This window comes from Paraburkholderia sediminicola (assembly GCF_046026675.1).
In the GTDB taxonomy this organism is placed as follows: Bacteria; Pseudomonadota; Gammaproteobacteria; order Burkholderiales; family Burkholderiaceae; genus Paraburkholderia; species Paraburkholderia sediminicola_F.
This window is the reverse complement of sequence record NZ_JAQQEY010000001.1, coordinates 1,652,405-1,668,525: the sequence shown is the minus strand read 5'-3', so window position 1 is coordinate 1,668,525 and position 16,121 is coordinate 1,652,405. Positions and strand designations below refer to the sequence as shown.

The following is a 16,121-nucleotide window of genomic DNA, read 5'->3' as shown; positions in this document are numbered from 1 at the left end:
ATTCCGGCCATCGCGGTTAGTGCGACGGCAGGCCGGTTTCCAGTTGACGCTGCAGTTCGCGGACCTGGCGTTGTGCGGCGCGCAGTTGGTCTTGTGCAGCAGCCTTCTGCTGCGCCAGCGCCGTTGCTTCGGCACGGGTCTGCTGTTGCTGATTCGACACAATCGTCTGCTGCTGATGCGCAATGTCGAGGTCGGCCTGCAAGCGGTTGGCACGGTCCTGCGACAACGCGATCATGCGCTCCGTGAACGCCTTCTGCGCTTCCAGCTGCGTGCGGCGAATCTCGACGTCCGACAGTTGCAGCGTCTGACGCACAAAATCCTTGTAGATCATGTCGGCACGCGTGGCGTCCTGCGTCTTGATGACGCGCCAGAAGTTCTTCTGCTGGAATAACGCGACGTAGTACGTCATCTCCTTGCCATAAAACAGCAAGCTCGCTCCATAGCTGCCGTTGTATGTCGTGCGCAATTCGCTCAGATCCGAACCCCGGATCATCTGCTGCAATTCCGCCACATTGCCCGCTGCAGACTGCTTGGCTTCGTCCGGCGTCAAGGCGCTCGTCTGCACCTGGGTGGACGGCAACGCTGTTGTCGTGCCCGGCTGGGAAACGACGCCAGCGCTCGACCCGCTATCCGGCAGAGCCTGCGCATTCACGCCCTGCACGGCCCCCATCGCGATGAATGCTGCCAGGGCAATCTGCCGTAGTTTCGACTTTCGGTCCATGTAAATCCTGCTTGAACAGTTTTTGTTTTAGTACAACCGTCTCATTATTACTCACTTTCGCGTGTTTCGGGCTCTTCATCAAAAATTTGGTATTTGCGCATCTTCTCCCACAAAACCTTGCGGCTGATCCCCAGATATAGGGCCGTGTCCTGCCGGCGCCAACCATTTGCGTCGAGCGCGGCCAGTACGCGATTGCGCTCGGCCATGTCCCATTTACTGCGATCCACCAGCACCTCGGCGGCGCTCTCGGCCGGCACCGGCTGGCTGGTGCGCGCAAGCGCGAGCAGCCGCTGCAGGCGCGCCGCGTCCCACGCGCCGATCTGACGCACCGTCACGCCGATCCGCTCGGCCAGGTTGCGCAGTTCGCGCACATTGCCGGGGAAGTAGGTGTCGGCCACCGCGTCGGCGAGCCAGTACGGCAGGTCCGGCAACGCGGAAAGACGCTCGCTGCCGACGATCTGCGCGATGAAGGCCTTGAAGATCGCAATCTTGTCGACCGCGCCCCGCTCTTCGAGGGACGGAATCTTCAACTCGATCACTGCAAGCCGATAGTAAAGATCGGCGCGGAAAGTGCCGTCCTTGACCAGTTGCGGCAGATGCTTGTTGGTCGCCGCCACCAGCCGGAAGTCGAGTTTCACCGGCGCGGCCGAACCGATTCGCGTGACCGCGCTATCTTCGAGCACGCGCAGGAGCTTGACCTGCTGGTAGAGCGGCAGATCGCCGATTTCGTCGAGGAACAGCGTGCCGCCGTCGGACTGTTCGAAGTAGCCCTTGTGTGCGACCACCGCGCCCGTAAACGAGCCTTTCGAGTGGCCGAAGAACAGCGATTCGAACAGACCGTCCGGAATCGCACCGCAGTTCACCGCGACGAATGGCCCCTGGCCGTAGCGGGTATGTTTTTCGTGCAGCAGTTGCGCGATGCGCTCCTTGCCGACGCCGGTTTCGCCGTGCACCAGCACGCTCGTGTCGCAGTCGGCAAACGTATCGACTTCGTGCAGCAGCGCCTGCATGCACTCCGAGTTGGCGATCATCGCATCCGACTCGTGCGTCTTGGCGCTGTGCGCGCGCAATTGCAACACCAGCTTCATGACCATGCCGCGCAATTCGGCGCAGGTGAAGTCGAGCGGCAGGATGTGCGAATAGTCGGACGGGTAAGTTGCCGGATCATGGTCGCGCGGCGCGGCGCCGACCCACACGACGGGGATGCCGTGCGCGGCCTGCCAGTCGCGCATGAGCAGCGCGCCGCTGTCGATCACTGAAACGCTGATGATCGCGAGCGACGGCCGCAGCGCAGTCCGCTCAGGCGAGATCGCGATATCGTCCGCGCGGATCACTTCGACGTCGAAGCTCGCCATGCAGCGCGCGACCCGGTCGACGATGTCGGCCTTGCCTTCCCAGACGTAGATATCGAGTTCCTCGATTTTGGGGTTGGTTCTCATCTTGTCTTGGTTACGCTAGTTGACCAGTTGCGAGACGCCGCATGTCAGCGACATGTTATGGAGCGTGGCGGTGCCGACTTGTACGCCTAACAGCGAAAGCGTCGGAACAATAAGGGTGTTAAGCAGGCTAAATACGCCTTGAAGCACCGGCGTCAGGGCGGTCGTCACGAGCGAAAGAATCGGGCTAAGGAGACCGTTCAGAATGCTGCTACCCAAAACGCTGACGGACAACGCCATCGGTAGCTGCTGAAACAAGGTCGCGCTCAACGAGGCGAGATCGCTGCCGAGCGCGTTAGAGTTCACCGGGGGCGGGGTGACGTCGAAGCTGCCGGAAGAACCGTTGATCGTCACGGGCGTTGTTCCGGGAAAGATCTTAAACGGCCCGAGGTTGTTCAATGTGATCGCAACGGCGGAGCCTCCCAGCAACGAGACGGACGCGACGTTGACGGTGCCGGAACTGGAACTGGGGCAGGAGGCGTCCGGGCCCACACAAAGCGATGCGATGCCAGGCGTCACCTGGATCGTGGCCTGGGTCGCCGCCTTGGTGCTTTCGCAATTTACCGGATTCAGTGTCGCTGTACCCGGCGCGACCGCCAGTGTTACCACTACCGGTGTACTGAGCACCGAGATTGTAGCGATACCTAGGTACAACGGCGGCAGCGGCGCCAGACTGAGGGCCAGGTTGACCACTGCCGTGCGCGCGATCGTGCGGGAGGTGGTGACGCCATTGACCGTAGTCGTCCCGCCCTCACCCGCCGCCAGCGCCGGTGGATTCAGGATCTGCAGCGAAATATTGGCCAAGCCTGCCAAGCTAGCCGCCACGTTGATCACCGGTGCATTGCCCTGCGAACCATCCGGACTGCGCTGCGCAATCTGCGCGGCGACCAGCAACGCGTCGAAGGCGTTGACGGTCGCGGTCGCCGCCGCATTCGGATTGGCGAGCCCAAGCGCGAGCAAACCCGGCGCGGACTTGCCGCCATCTCCCACGGTGATGTTCTGACCGCCAGGAATCGCGACGGCCAGCGTCTGCAGAATCGCCGCATTGACGGTATCGCCACCGGCCTGCAACGCCTTGACCATCGCAACCATCAGCGTCTGGTAGCTCACCGTCGTGGCAAGCAGGCCCTGCATGTTTGCCGCGCCCAGCGCGACCATCAAATTCCCGAGCGAGACATGCGCCGTGGCGAGGCTCTGCATGTCTCCTACGCTGAGCGACACGCTCGTGTTCAGCAAGCCGCCCAGGATTGCGTTCAACAGCGCCGATTGCTGCGTATTGATCGTCGCGATGCCCGTGCCAAGCGAGAACGCGTCGATGTTCGATGCAAATGCGGTCGAAGTCGCAGTCACAGTGCGCGACGGTCCGAGGAATAAATAAGGTACGACCTGGCTCGTCTGCACCTGCACCGCATTGAGCGGGTTGCCGCTCGTGCCGAAGTAGGTATTGGAACTCGTGTCCCAGCGCCCGCAGGTCGTGTTGAGGATGGTCTTGGTGCCGTCGGCGGTGAAACCGTTGGACACCGCATTCTGCTGCGCGGCCGAAGTCGCCGTTGTGCAGGCGCCCGACGTGCTGATGACCTGGACCGCAGCCATCGCAGCCAGATCCGCCGTGCGTTGCAACTGCCTGCGCACGGCAAACACATTGCCGATGTCGATCGCGCCGAGCGCCGCGATCGCGACGCTTAGCCAGATCACCGCCAGAACCGCGACCGCGCCGTGCTGGCGGCGGGTGCCAGGCATCGGCGCGCCGCCGCGCCGGGCGCATAGCGAGCGCCGATAGCGAGCGGCCACGGTAAAGGTCGAAGAATTGCGCATGTCAGTTCGAACCGATGCCAGGACCGGTTCCGCCGGTTGCGCCCATCGCGCCACCGCCGCTACCGCTGCCCGTACTCAGCGCCGACCCGTACAAGTCGGGAATCTTGCTCTTGAACGATTCCATGTAACGACGGTAGGCAAGCCCGGTTTCCGCGCCAAGCATCGGCAGCGCGGGTGCAGCTTCCGTGTTGCTGCTTTGCAAGTCGAGCCATGTGCGGGTCGAGTGGCCCACTTCGCTTGCCCGGACCGGCGGCTGCGTGGCCTCTACCGGCTGGGCAGCGTCATTTGTCTGCGCAAGCGCTGCAGCCGCCATGCCCATCGCCACACCGAAGCACAGCACCGATGCCTTCCAACCCCGCTTCGTTGTTCTGTCATTCATCTCGATTCCCCTGATTGCCTGATCGGTCACTGCGCGCTCATTGCGCGAACCGCTGCAATAAACGCGGCGCCGGTTCGATACCCTGCGCGCTCGCGACCGTGCCGGTGCCTGCGCTCGCCTGCCCGAACTGTTGTTGTGGTTGCGCCTGCGACCCGTGTGTTTGCGCGCGTCCCGCTGCGGCTACCTTCGCCGCATCGCTGCGAATCGCCGCGCGCACGTCCGGCGTGAACTTCTGCTGGTTCATCACCGCCAGCGCCTGTGCCTGGTCGCCGTTGGCGAGCAGATAAAGCACCATGTTGCTGACGATCTTCGGATTGTTCTGATCGAGCTCGGCCGCCTTCATGAGCGGCACGCGCGCGCCGTTCACATCGCCGTCGCGTAGCTTCGCGTAGCCGAGATCCGACAAGGTCACGGCATCGGTCGGCGCGAGTTGCGCGGCCTGCTGCAGTTCCTGCGCAGCACGCGCAAAGTCACCGGCCGCGCCGGCGATCAGACCAAGCCCGCGATATCCGCGCGTGGCGAGCGGCGTCTTCAGCAACTGGCCGTACGAAGTCGCGGCAGCGTCAGGCTGATCAGTCATCCGCAACGCGTCGGCGCGCAGCAAAATCGTATCGGGGCTTACGCCATACTGCTTTTCGTATGCGTCGATATGCGCGAGCGAGGCGAAGTAAAGCCCCTGCGACTGCATCTGATCGATCAGTCCGAGATACATGCCGGGCGTGTCCGGCGCGGGATCGCGATTGGCTTGCTGGGCCATCGCCGCACGCTCGGCCTGCGGCCCGACGCCGTAACCCACCACGTCTTTGGACGCGCACGCGCCGAGCAGGCAGAACGCTGCCAACGCCACGCTACAACGTGTGACACGGCGCACGCTTTCAGCCGGGCGCGTCAGAAGTTCGAACGATAGACAGTGAGCCATTGCAAAATCCTTACCGGTGCATCGTGCGCAACGAATGCTGGACAGCCAGCACGCCCGGGCCGGCTGTGACGATCATCAGCGCGGGCAATAAAGTGATGATCATCACGCCGGTCATCTTCACGGCGAGACGGCCAATGCGCTCGCGCAACATCGCCCGGCGCGATTCGCGCAGGCGGTCGCCGAACTGCTTGAGCGGTTCCTGAACAGCGCCGCCGTGCCGGTCGACCTGTACCAGCAGGCGCACGACCGCGCGCAAATCTTCGTTGTCGTAACTCGAAGCCAACCGATTCAGCGACTGCTCGCGGGTGCGGCCCGTCGCAAACTGGCGCTGCGCGATTTCCAGCTCGCTCGAGAGCACGGGCAGCATCGTGCGGAAATCGTTGACCATCACTTGCAAGCTCTGATCGAGCGACAAGCCGACGCCCTGCAACAGGCGCAGCAGATCGACCAGCAGCGGCAATTCGTCGACCACCCCGAGTCGGCGCCTGCCGGCCCGCCGCTTCAGGATGATCTTCGGCACCATGAAGCCCGCCATGATCGAAATGATCACCAGCATGACGTAGCGCGGACCGTCCAGAGCGCCGCGGGCCACGGTACCGACCAGCACCGGCAACACCAGTGCGCCGGCCAGCCGCGCCACCAGAAACAGGCCGCGCGTGCGCGTGTCCACGAAGCCGCACTGTTCGAGCAAGCGGCGGTCTTCCTCGGCCACGACCTGGCGGCCGAACGGCGTGTCGAGCCAGCGAATCCCGGTATGCGCAAAGCGCTCGAGTAGTCCTTTGAAACCCTTGGGTGGCACGTTTCGCAAAGCCGCGTTCGAGGCGCCCTGAGCGCCCTCCGCGCCACGTGCAGCCGCCGCGGCCACGAGCGCCGCGGTTTGCAATGCGCGCTCGTCGAGCGCGTGTCTGAGCGTGCGTTCACTGCGCCGCACGGCGGCCACGCGCGCCAACACCAGGCCTGCAATCAGCAGCAGTGCGAGCGCGGCCAGAGCGAGTGCGAGAGCGACGAACTGATGGACTTGCATCGTCATGTCCTCAGATTCGCGAGGCGATACAGCAGATAGGCGCCCACCATCTGCAAAGCGAACGCTAGATAGACGAGTTGCCGCCCAGTCGGATCGAACCACATCGATGCGAAATACTTAGGATTGGAGAGAATCAAAAAACCGCCGATGCCGATTGGCAACATCGCCAGAACCCACGACGACAGCCGCGTTTCCGCCGACATTGCGACGAGTTCGCGCTCGGCCTGTTCGAGATCGCGCATGAACGACGCCATGCGGTCGAGCATCACGTCGGCACGCCCCCCGTACTTGACCGACAGACGCAGCACCGCGCCAACCAGTTCGAGTTCGCGCACGCCGTAGATCAGCGCAACCTGTGACAACGCGCGATCGATTTCGACACCGGTGCGCAGCATCCGCGACACATAGTCCAGACAATCCCGCAGCGGCACCTCGGTGGTTTGCAACGCTGCCTGAAACGCGGCGGGCACGCTGTTGCCAAGCGTAATCAGACGCACGATACCGTCAAGGAACAGCGGCAATTGACGCACGATCTGTTGACGACGCTTGTTCGCGCGCATCGCCAACAGAAAATAGATAAACATCGCGCACGCAATCAGCGTCACACCGGCGGCGAGTACGCCGCCTACCAGCATGGCCCAGGCGCACAGCAGCAGCACCATTGCGCCGGCAACCGCGGTATGCGCCTTGGCGTTGGCAATGCCCGCGCGAACCATCGCGTGTTGGACCATAAAGCGCACGCGCGCTCGCAGGTAGCGCCCTCGCACGAGCCAGCCCGCATCGGCCGGCGGCGCTTGCGGTGCGATCACGGCAGACGCCGTGGCGGCACGCGCTGGCGTGACGCGCGGACCGCTCGCCACCCCACCCGCACCCGCGCCTGCCGGCATGGCCACCGCCATACGGCTATCGATATAGCGCTCAGTGCTCGCCTGGTCTTTGCGTTGCCCGCCGCGTTGCCATAGCAGCAACGCGAGCGCCGCGCATAGCAGCGCGAGCGCCGCGAAGACCAGTACCACGCTAGACATTGAAGCCTCCGCCGAAACCGCCACCACCGCCGCCTCCGAAGCCACCGCCTCCGAAGCCCGCGTTGCCAAACCCGCTCTGCGCCCCGCCACCGCCCAATGCCTGACGGAAACGCGCCAGTTTCGGCGAATGCGGATGAATGCCGAGCGACACCCAGTTATCAAGCTCGTCGCCCTCTGCGGTCGCGACCGGCTCGTAGCGATACAGCTCCTGAGTCGCAATGATGTTGTCCGACAGACCGGTGACTTCAGTAATCGACAGAATCCGCCGACGCCCATTCGAAAGCCGGCCGATCTGCACGATGAAGTCGATCGCATTGGCGATCTGCCGGCGCAAGCTCGATTCCGTGCCCTGGAAGCCCGCGAAGCCGGCCAGCATTTCGAGGCGGTACAGACATTCGCGCGGCGAGCTGGCGTGCACGGTGCCCATCGAGCCGTCGTGGCCAGTGTTCATCGCCTGCAGCATTTCGAGCACCTCACCGCCGCGCACTTCGCCGACGATGATGCGGTCCGGCCGCATCCGCAAGGTGTTGCGCAGCAGGTCGCGAATCGTCACAACGCCCGCGCCGTCGAAGCCGCCCGGACGGCTTTCGAGCCGCACCACGTGCGGGTGGTTCAGCGACAGTTCGGCCGTGTCCTCGATCGTTACGACCCGCTCCGGCTCGGGGATGTGGAACGCCAGCGCATTGAGCAGCGAGGTCTTGCCCGAGCTCGTACCGCCCGACACCAGTACGTTGCAGCGCGTGGCGACCGCCGCTTCGAGCAGCGCGCCGATCTCGGAGTTGTAGGTACCGTTGGCGAGCAGATCCTCGGGACGCATCGGATCTTTGCGGAATTTACGGATCGAGACGATCGGTCCGTCGATCGACAGGGGCTCGATCACCACATTAACCCGCCCACCGTTCGGCAGGCGCGCATCGACCATCGGATTCGATTCGTCCAGACGCCGCCCGATCGGCGCAAGAATGCGCCGCACGATGCGCAGCAGATGCGCGTTGTCGGCAAAGCGAACCTGAATCTTGGTCAGGATGCCGTGACGCGACACGTAGACGTCGTTGTAGCCGTTGATCAGAATATCTTCGACGGCTGGATCGGCGAGCAGGTCCTCGATCGGGCCGAAGCCCGCCAATTCCTTGGTCAGCGCCTCGGCGATCAACCGCACCTCACTCTCGTTGATCGGTATCCGGCGCAGCCGTACAAAGCTGTCCATCTCCAGATCGACGAACTGGTTGATCGCGTTGCGCGACCAGCGGCCGAACTCGGAGCCGAGTTCCTCGATACGCGTCAGCAGATGTTCGTGCGCAGCGTTCTTGATGTCCTGGAACTGCTGGCTATGCGCGAACGAAGGCGCGTCGTCGGCAAATTCGATTTCTTTTGCCATCGTCTATGACCGCTTGTAAGTGGTTGGAATGAAGCGCTTGAGCGCACCGAGTGCCGATTTGCTGCGTGCGTGCGCGGCCGTGCGCGCGGCGCCGCCGAGCCGTTCGATCAAAGGTTCGAGTGCGCGCACGTACGGATCGCGCGCCGCGACATCGGCCAGCAGGTGCCCTTGATTGACCGCCTGGCCGAGCGAGATACGCCGCTCCGGCAACGTGGCGAGCAAAGGAATATCCAGGCGCTGCGCGATCTGCGCGGCGGCGAGACCGAGGTCCGCATCGAACTTGTTGACGATCAGCCGCACATTCGCCGTGTCCACGCCCTCTTCGCGCAACGCGTCGAGCACGCTGACCGCAGAAACGATCGAGGCGACGCCCTGATCGCACAACAGCCAGGTTTCGTCGGCGGCCTGCACGACGTGGGCAATGAACTCACTGTTGGTAAAGCCGCCGAGATCGACGATCTGCTGATCGAAGAACGCGCGCAGCCGGTTCAGCAAACCGATCGACGAGGAATACGACACCTCGCGCATGTCAGCGAGATTCGGCGGCAGCGTGGTAAGCGCGAGACCGCTCGAATGGTGCGACAGTGCGGTGTGTACGAAGGTCTGATCGAAGCGGCGCAGATTGCGCACGGCTTCGACGAAATTGAATTCGCTGCGCGTATTCAGGAGCAAGGAGCCGTCGCCGGCAGGCAGGCCGAGATCGAGCAAGGCGGTTTGGCGTCCTTGCGCGACATCGCGCCGTTGCAGCATCACTGAAAGATTCGCGGCCAGCGTGCTCACGCCCATGCCGATGCGCGCGCCCAGCAGCGCAGTGACGTTGCCATGGCGGCTGACGGGCTCGACGAGGTTGTCCAGAACCTGGCGCGTGATGCGCAACGCGTCTTCGGCGGGCGCGGACAGGTCGATGAAATCACGCACGCCAGCACGCAGCGCGGCCAGGGCGCTTTCGGGCTCGGCGAGCGAACCGAGTGCGACGATCTGCATGCCGGGATAGGCTGTGCGTACCGCGCTCGCCGCGGCACTCGCCGCTGCGGCGCGGCCACCGGAAAAATCGACGAACACCAGCGACGGATTCAGCGCCGCAATGCGCTGCATCAGCATCGAGGGATCGAGTGTGGCCGCTTCGACCACGCCTGCACCCACCAGTGTATCGGCGAGCCAATGCACGTGTTCGTCGGCCAGCGACGCAAACACGAAATAATCGGTGACCGCCCGCTCAGTCAATGAATGCGTTCTCGCGTTCATGTTGGACATCCTTATGCGGCATGGGCTGCGAAGCCCCCGCGTCGTACTGCCTGCCAGCACGCCCGCGAGGTTCGCGTGCATGCTGGCTCACTGCTCCACCGATACGGCGCGCCGTCTGGGCACCCGCCGGCTTCACTTCGAAAATCCCGGCGCTGCATCGCGCGCCGCCACGCCACCAATCAGCGAGCGCCACACCGGCCCGTTACGCTGCTCGGACTGCTCGCCCGGCGTCGACGGCAAGGTGGCACCCTTCGCGAGCGGCGACACCAGATGCGGCGTCACGATGATCACCAGCTCCTTCTCGTTCTGCTGGTAGTTCAGCTGCTTGAAAAAGGTGCCGATGATCGGCAGATCGCCGAGCAAGGGCACCTTCGAGACATTCGATGCGGTCTCGCGGTCGATCAATCCGCCGATCACGAAACTCTCGCCATCGCCGAGTTCGACTGTGGTGTCCGCACGCCGCGTGGTGAATGCAGGCACCGACACGCCGCTAATCGTCACGGCATTGGCAAAATCCAGCTGACTCGCTTCGGGCGCCACCTTCAACGCGATGCGTTGCGGACTCAACACGGTCGGCGTCAGCGTGAGTCCGACGCCGTACGGCTTGAACTCGATCGAGGTCGAACCGAGCGCCTGCGGCACGGGAATCGGCACTTCGCCACCGGCGAGGAAACTCGCGCTCTGCCCGGATAGAGCCACGAGTGTCGGTTCTGCCAACACGCGTGCAAGGTTGTTGCTCTCCAGCAGGCTCAGGTTCGCGAACAGCCCGTGCGTGGCGGAGTTGAAAATCAGGTTGAACGCCGACGATATCGGCGTCGTGCTCGTCATTTGCGGCGCCTGCCCTGCGGTTGCGGAAACGGAGCCCAGCGCGGAGGGGGCAAACGAGCCGAACGTAAAGCCGTTGTTCTGCTTGAAGAAGTTGAAACCGACTTCCTTGAGCACCGAGCGGCTGAACTCAACCACCCGCACATCGACCTGCACCACCGCGCGGCTCGCCACCGTCGACGTATCGAACACCGCACCGTCCTTGCCAAGCGAGCCTTCCGCCGCGACGACGGCGCGCTGGTGCGCCTCCATCGTCGCCGACGAGCCGGAGACCACCGCCGTGCCACCGAGCACCTTGACGGCCGGTGTATCGGGTCCGAGCAGCGACGCCGCTGCCGGCGTGATGACATTGACCGTATAGATCAGCGGCGCCTCGCGATCGCTTGTCCACAGCATCAGGTTGGTCGTGCCCGCCGCCTTGCCAACCAGCAGCACGCCACCGCGCTTGTCGCCCTTGATGATCAGCACATCGGCCACCGCGGGGTCGCCGATCGCGACCCGCTTCAGGGTGTGACCGGTCGCGAGCGGCTGCTGCGCACCGACCTTCAGGTCGATGGTTTGCGAGGGCGTAGCCTGAGCCGCTTGGGGCACTGGTGTGGATTCCCCACGCTGCACCAGACCCGCCGCGTCAGTCGCAGCCGATACGGTGAGCAAGGCCAACCCGAGCCACGTCGCTTTCCCGAAAACAAAAATCCGTTCTGTCATGTAGTTTTGGACGCGTCCGGCCGCCCGCTCCCTGAAACTGCTTACCAGGCGACCGTCTCGGCGCGCCCACCCCGTATCACTTCGATACCGCTCTTTGTACTGTTTGTGTTACCCGCCACGCGCGTAGGTGGCTGCGGTAAATGCGGCAACGGCGGCCGTGTACTGGCGCCTGCCGAATTAGTGCTCCCCGACAAGGCATCGAGCGAGACGCCGGCCGCAGCGCGGGTCGAATCCTGCAGCGGCGCGGCCGCGCCGGCGACGGCAACTGTCTTCAACACGCCCGGATAGGCCGGCAACGCATTTTGATCGACTACTTCGGCATCCTTTGGATTACGTAGCGCGAAGATCAGACGGCCAGAGCTTTCGGCAAGCGTCAGCCGGTCTACATCAGCGACCGGCACTGCCAGCACCGCGGTGCGCACCATGCCGTTCGGGTCGCCGGCGCTGTCGCCGCTGGTAGTGGCATTACCGAACGCGAGCACGCGCACTTTCGACATCAGGAGACGCGCCTGGGTCCGATCGATCTCGCCGCCGTTGCCGATGGTCCCATCGCGCTTGAGCGTGAAAAACACGTCGACGAAATTACCTGGCCGCAGCCGGTTGCCAACCGCATTGCCCTCGTCGACTCGCACGGCCAACGCGCGCTCGCCCGGCTCGATACGCTCGGCGAGTCCTGACGACAACTGGGCTTCGAGCACCGGCGAGTCCGCGCCGATCTCCGCGTTCGGCACGCGACCGGCCAGTTGCGCTGGATCGGTGAAGGCGCCATTCGGATTGATCGGCAGCGACTGCACGCGCAGTTGGTCGACTGTGATTGGTTTGCCCGCCGGCAACGCGTGGGTGGCCACCACCACCAGAAAGCTTGCCTGCGTCGCAGGCATCACGGCCACCGGCGCCGGGCGGCGCGACAGCGTCCACGCGAACAGGCCCAGCAGCAACGCGACGGCGATCAGTACGCCGGCAAGAATTTTGGTCAGATTCGGCATGACGACTCACTGCTTCGGTTAAACGATGCCGTGCCGTGCGAGCGTTCGGACGTGCTTCGACGGATAGAAAGGCTGAGGACCGGCGCATGCATTACTGAATGTTCTCCGGGTTAAGTTGCACCGTGGCACTGCTCGACAGGGCCGTGGGCAATGTGACTTTCATTAGAGGCAAAGCCGGTATGAGCGGGTTGGCCTGGTAGTCGTAAGTCAGCAAGACATTCACGCACTGCATCGCGTTACCGGGGCCGCAGGGCGCGGAAGACGGCGTACATTGCGCGGATTGCACTAGTGTCGCGATCGTCAGTTTGGCCGCCGCGCAGGCGGCGTTGCCGCGATTGACGAGCGCGGTTTGCAACGAGGTGTTGCTCTGCCAGTTCAGCGCGGCGCGCGCGCCTTCTTCCGCTGCGAGCGTCAAGTTCTGCTGCGCTATGAAGATCAAACTGAAGGTGATGATCGCGTACAGGATGGTAAAAAAGAGCGGGAACAGCAGCGCGAATTCAACAGCCGTGGAGCCGCGCTGCGCAGACAAGCAGCGCGTATGAATATGCTTGAGCGGCGAGCGCGCGGGCTGCGCAGCTACCGGCTTCACTGCACACCTCCGGCCAATCCTTGCAGCATGAGCCATGCGGTGGCGGCCACCGTGAGACATGCAGCGTACGGCGTGGAAGCCTTTCCGGCCAGTTCAAAAGTCGCGCCGTGATGACGAGCCAAACCGGCGAGCCGCGTTCGCGTCGCAATCAGCAGCCAGAGCGCATGCACGCCCGCGGCAAGACTAGCCGCCATCCAGAGGCCAAGCAGCGCATGCACGCCGCACCACGCGCCAAGTACCGCAAACACCTTGACGTCCGCAGCACCCATGACGCCGAACGCGAAAAATGGCAACAACGCGGCCAAGCCAACCAGCATTCCAATACCTGCCTGGGTCAACGAAACGCCGAAAGGCCCGCAGTGAAGGAGTGCGCAGCCGAATGCCGTTGCCAATCCGGCAAGGACGATTGAATTGGAAATACGCCGGGCCCGGCAATCGCTTATAGCGACCACGCCGGCCCAGACGATAAATAACAAAATACCGACAGAGACATTCATTTTCGCACTCGACAGGCGAAGCAACGCCATGCGAATTGCAATGCAATTCGCATTAGCCAATATGGCGAAGCGTCAGAAAACGCCAACGAAGCGAGCAGACGTATTAACGCCGGCCGCTTCGCGGGACGTTTGCAGGTTGCCTTTTAGGCGCCTGGTGCAGCAGTCGGGATCGCGGCCGCAATATTGGTAAGCGCGAGCTTGAGATTCGTGCCTATCGTCCCTACCGACGCAGCGATGACGAGTACAACTAACCCCGCGATCAAACCATACTCGATGGCCGTCACGCCCTTGTTATCTCTCAGGAAGCGTTGTGTGAACTTTTTCATTTTTACCCTCGGACTTTCATTTATTTCGTTTGTTTACGTGCTGCTTCAGATGACGGAGTCTTCAGCGCTGCGGACCATTGGTCTCTCATTCCTGGTCCTGCCTGTTGCGCTGCGGAAGCACCGCCTTGCAGCCGGCTTCAATAAAACAGATGTCTATGAACTGTCTGTTCGATTACGCACCTCCCTCGTCAATCCGTGATGCTTTCGGGTTTTATAGCCGAACAATCATATTTAAGCAATTGTCCGCTGCCCTTAGCTCGACACCATATGCGTTTTAGCGTCGTACTCAGGTTAACGGTTGTTCGTGCGTTGCAGCACATAGGAATAACCATGAGTTAGATTCGCTGCACTAATTATTTGTTTGAACAGAACGTTTCAAGCGTCCGGGGACCTCCCGCTGCGCCTGCGTTACGCCATGTTTCGTAACGGCGCGCGCGGCTCGTTACGTTACGCAGCCCTCGCAAACGTTTAGCGAATTCATTTTCTCGCGGTATATCTGAGTTAGCAGACACTCCATCAATTCATCGCAAAGCCATATCACATATGGCTTTAAGCCCCTTTGCAAAAAAATCTTCTGCATTACTCAGTCGAAATGGCACGGCTCATGCAGAGGAAGGCACGCAGCAACACCCAAAAACACATGCGATGCGAGGGCGACATGAACATTCAAACGGCCAACACCACAATTCGAACAACCCTGATTGCCGCCAGCGTGGCAGCAATGCTTTCTCTTGGCGCTTGCGGGGGCTCCGGAACCCTAAGTGCCGGCACCGGCGGCAGCGGTAGCGGCTCCTCCGGCGGCGCACTTTCCACCACCACCGGCAGCGGCAGCGGCTCGATGGGCTCGGGCGGTTCCGGCACGAACACCAGCGGCAGCGGCTCGGGAAGCGGCTCCGGTACGGGCACCGGAACAGGAACGGGAACCGGCACGACGCCGGTCGCGAATGCGCTCGGCACGGTCGTCGGCAACACCGGCGGCGTGGTCAACGATCTCGGCTCAACGGTCTCGAGCATTGGTAGCGTGATCGGTTCGCAAAGCCTGCCCGGCGTCAGCGCGCAAACTACCCAAGCCGCCGGCGGCATCGTGCAACAAGTCGGCTCGGCGGTTTCCACACTCGGCACCGGCGTATCGCAAGGGCTCGGCCAACTCGGCACGGGCGGCGACGCGGTCGGCACGACGGTCTCGAGCCTCGGTGGCGTGGTCGGTCATGTCGGCGGCGCAGTGACGGATGCAGGCAGCCTCGTGACCAGCCTCGGCAGCGGCCCGCTCGCGCCGCTGGCAGCCATCACCACGCCGCTCGGCGGCGTCGTCAATACGCTTGGCAATGCAGTCACCAACGGCGGCAGCACGCTCACCACCGCACTCTCGACCGGCCCGGTCCAGCAAATCACGCAAACGCTCAGCACTGCGATCACGCCGATTACGTCGATGGTTGCGGCGACCACGCAGACGGTCGGCAATACGACCGGCCTCGGCGCGCCGCTGAACGGCCTGCTCGCAACCCTCGGCGGCGGCCTCGGTCAGGCCGGCACGCTGATCAGCGCAACGGGCGGCAATCCGATCACGGCTGCTCTTGGTCACACGGTGACGGACACGGGCACCACGGTCGCGTCGGTGGGTGGCCTGCTCACCGGCAGCACGGGCGGTAACCCGCTTGCTCCGCTCACCAGCGTGCTCGGCGGCCTGACCGGCGGTACCGGCAGCGGGCCGCTTGCTCCGCTCACCAGCGTACTCGGCGGCCTGACGGGTGGCACCAGCAGCGGCCCGCTCGCTCCGCTCACCGGCGTGCTCAGCAGCGTAACAGGCGGTCTGGGCGGCGCATCGAGCGGCAGCAGCCCGTTGGCGCCTGTCACGGGTCTGCTCTCGAGCGTGACGAACGGTCTGAGCAGCGCGACCGGCGGCAGCAGCAGCCCGCTCGCCCCGGTTACCGGCTTGCTGGCGAGCGTCACCGGCGCGCTCGGCGGCGTCACGACAACGGCGGCCGCCACACCGGCCGCGACGACCACTACGTCAAGCCCCGGCCTCTCGCTGTCGAGCACCAGCGGCAAAGGATCGGGCAGCAACCCGCTCGCTCCGGTGACGTCGCTCGTCGGTGGCCTGCTTGGTGGCCTGACGAAGAAGTAAGTAATGCTATCGAAAGAAGCACAGTGACCGGCACCCGGAGTGCGGCCCACCAGCCGTGCCCCGGCTCTGCCTGAACCTCGATGAATTGAGCCGCGCCGCTCAGACACCCGTTGCACAGGCGCACGC

The 16,121-nt window shown here is 63.5% G+C and carries 16 protein-coding genes; 2 read left to right on the top strand and 14 right to left on the bottom strand.

The features are described 5' to 3' along the window. Positions 1-16 precede the first annotated feature (16 nt). From PQQ86_RS07170 to PQQ86_RS07105, 14 genes are all read right to left on the bottom strand, one after another. On the bottom strand, positions 17-721 hold the full coding sequence (locus PQQ86_RS07170) for a DUF2968 domain-containing protein (protein WP_408265536.1): 705 nt from the start codon (positions 719-721) through the stop codon (positions 17-19). Positions 722-768: 47 nt separating this feature from the next. Beyond that, positions 769-2,160, bottom strand: a complete 1,392-nt coding sequence (locus tag PQQ86_RS07165) for a sigma 54-interacting transcriptional regulator (protein ID WP_408195847.1) — start codon at positions 2,158-2,160, stop codon at positions 769-771. A 15-nt stretch (positions 2,161-2,175) separates the two neighbouring features. Continuing rightward, entirely contained in the window at positions 2,176-3,972 is a 1,797-nt protein-coding gene (locus PQQ86_RS07160) for a TadG family pilus assembly protein (RefSeq protein WP_408265535.1), read from the bottom strand. A gap of 1 nt (position 3,973) precedes the next feature. Then, positions 3,974-4,351, bottom strand: a complete 378-nt coding sequence (locus tag PQQ86_RS07155; RefSeq protein ID WP_408265534.1) for a DUF3613 domain-containing protein — start codon at positions 4,349-4,351, stop codon at positions 3,974-3,976. 37 nt (positions 4,352-4,388) lie between these two features. Continuing rightward, entirely contained in the window at positions 4,389-5,270 is an 882-nt protein-coding gene (locus tag PQQ86_RS07150) for a tetratricopeptide repeat protein (protein ID WP_408265533.1), read from the bottom strand. Positions 5,271-5,280: 10 nt separating this feature from the next. Then, the gene (locus tag PQQ86_RS07145; protein ID WP_408265532.1) at positions 5,281-6,294 is read right to left on the bottom strand and encodes a type II secretion system F family protein; all 1,014 of its coding nucleotides are present in this window, start codon (positions 6,292-6,294) and stop codon (positions 5,281-5,283) included. 2 nt (positions 6,295-6,296) lie between these two features. Next, positions 6,297-7,319, bottom strand: coding sequence for a type II secretion system F family protein (locus tag PQQ86_RS07140; RefSeq protein WP_408265531.1), 1,023 nt, complete (start codon positions 7,317-7,319; stop codon positions 6,297-6,299). Then, positions 7,312-8,697 (bottom strand): TadA family conjugal transfer-associated ATPase, encoded by a 1,386-nt coding sequence (locus PQQ86_RS07135; protein ID WP_408265530.1) that lies wholly within the window; start codon positions 8,695-8,697, stop codon positions 7,312-7,314. The genes PQQ86_RS07140 and PQQ86_RS07135 overlap by 8 nt, the downstream gene beginning before the upstream one ends. A 3-nt stretch (positions 8,698-8,700) precedes the next feature. Then, complete coding sequence (locus PQQ86_RS07130; protein ID WP_408265529.1) at positions 8,701-9,942, bottom strand: fimbrial protein; 1,242 nt, start codon at positions 9,940-9,942, stop codon at positions 8,701-8,703. Positions 9,943-10,074: 132 nt separating this feature from the next. Next, complete coding sequence (locus PQQ86_RS07125) at positions 10,075-11,472, bottom strand: type II and III secretion system protein family protein (protein WP_408265528.1); 1,398 nt, start codon at positions 11,470-11,472, stop codon at positions 10,075-10,077. Positions 11,473-11,513: 41 nt separating this feature from the next. Next, positions 11,514-12,458 carry a Flp pilus assembly protein CpaB gene (gene cpaB, locus PQQ86_RS07120; RefSeq protein WP_408265527.1) on the bottom strand — a complete coding sequence of 315 codons (945 nt, stop codon included), beginning with the start codon at positions 12,456-12,458 and terminating at the stop codon, positions 11,514-11,516. A 91-nt stretch (positions 12,459-12,549) separates the two neighbouring features. Further along, complete coding sequence (locus PQQ86_RS07115; protein ID WP_408265526.1) at positions 12,550-13,047, bottom strand: TadE/TadG family type IV pilus assembly protein; 498 nt, start codon at positions 13,045-13,047, stop codon at positions 12,550-12,552. Then, positions 13,044-13,544, bottom strand: a complete 501-nt coding sequence (locus PQQ86_RS07110) for an A24 family peptidase (protein WP_408270156.1) — start codon at positions 13,542-13,544, stop codon at positions 13,044-13,046. Before PQQ86_RS07110 ends, PQQ86_RS07115 begins: the two co-directional genes overlap by 4 nt. Positions 13,545-13,687: 143 nt before the next feature. Beyond that, a complete protein-coding gene (locus tag PQQ86_RS07105; protein WP_408265525.1) occupies positions 13,688-13,870 on the bottom strand; it encodes a Flp family type IVb pilin in 183 nt (60 codons plus the stop codon). Between PQQ86_RS07105 and PQQ86_RS07100 the strand changes: the two genes are divergently transcribed. Further along, the gene (locus PQQ86_RS07100) at positions 13,857-14,069 is read left to right on the top strand and encodes a hypothetical protein (RefSeq protein WP_408265524.1); all 213 of its coding nucleotides are present in this window, start codon (positions 13,857-13,859) and stop codon (positions 14,067-14,069) included. The genes PQQ86_RS07105 and PQQ86_RS07100 overlap by 14 nt on opposite strands. Before the next feature lie 459 nt (positions 14,070-14,528). After that, the gene (locus PQQ86_RS07095) at positions 14,529-15,995 is read left to right on the top strand and encodes a collagen-like triple helix repeat-containing protein (RefSeq protein ID WP_408265523.1); all 1,467 of its coding nucleotides are present in this window, start codon (positions 14,529-14,531) and stop codon (positions 15,993-15,995) included. The last annotated feature ends 126 nt before the right edge of the window (positions 15,996-16,121 follow it).

What these genes read in the sequence shown, in the direction of transcription:
- PQQ86_RS07130 (WP_408265529.1), bottom strand. Translation starts at nt 9,942, where the DNA reads ATGAACGCGAGAACGCATTCATTGACTGAGCGGGCGGTCACCGATTAT.
- PQQ86_RS07165 (WP_408195847.1), bottom strand. Translation starts at nt 2,160, where the DNA reads ATGAGAACCAACCCCAAAATCGAGGAACTCGATATCTACGTCTGGGAA.
- cpaB (WP_408265527.1), bottom strand. Translation starts at nt 12,458, where the DNA reads ATGCCGAATCTGACCAAAATTCTTGCCGGCGTACTGATCGCCGTCGCG.
- PQQ86_RS07110 (WP_408270156.1), bottom strand. Translation starts at nt 13,544, where the DNA reads ATGAATGTCTCTGTCGGTATTTTGTTATTTATCGTCTGGGCCGGCGTG.
- PQQ86_RS07095 (WP_408265523.1), top strand. Translation starts at nt 14,529, where the DNA reads ATGAACATTCAAACGGCCAACACCACAATTCGAACAACCCTGATTGCC.
- PQQ86_RS07170 (WP_408265536.1), bottom strand. Translation starts at nt 721, where the DNA reads ATGGACCGAAAGTCGAAACTACGGCAGATTGCCCTGGCAGCATTCATC.
- PQQ86_RS07160 (WP_408265535.1), bottom strand. Translation starts at nt 3,972, where the DNA reads ATGCGCAATTCTTCGACCTTTACCGTGGCCGCTCGCTATCGGCGCTCG.
- PQQ86_RS07150 (WP_408265533.1), bottom strand. Translation starts at nt 5,270, where the DNA reads ATGGCTCACTGTCTATCGTTCGAACTTCTGACGCGCCCGGCTGAAAGC.
- PQQ86_RS07155 (WP_408265534.1), bottom strand. Translation starts at nt 4,351, where the DNA reads ATGAATGACAGAACAACGAAGCGGGGTTGGAAGGCATCGGTGCTGTGC.
- PQQ86_RS07140 (WP_408265531.1), bottom strand. Translation starts at nt 7,319, where the DNA reads ATGTCTAGCGTGGTACTGGTCTTCGCGGCGCTCGCGCTGCTATGCGCG.
- PQQ86_RS07145 (WP_408265532.1), bottom strand. Translation starts at nt 6,294, where the DNA reads ATGCAAGTCCATCAGTTCGTCGCTCTCGCACTCGCTCTGGCCGCGCTC.
- PQQ86_RS07125 (WP_408265528.1), bottom strand. Translation starts at nt 11,472, where the DNA reads ATGACAGAACGGATTTTTGTTTTCGGGAAAGCGACGTGGCTCGGGTTG.
- PQQ86_RS07105 (WP_408265525.1), bottom strand. Translation starts at nt 13,870, where the DNA reads ATGAAAAAGTTCACACAACGCTTCCTGAGAGATAACAAGGGCGTGACG.
- PQQ86_RS07135 (WP_408265530.1), bottom strand. Translation starts at nt 8,697, where the DNA reads ATGGCAAAAGAAATCGAATTTGCCGACGACGCGCCTTCGTTCGCGCAT.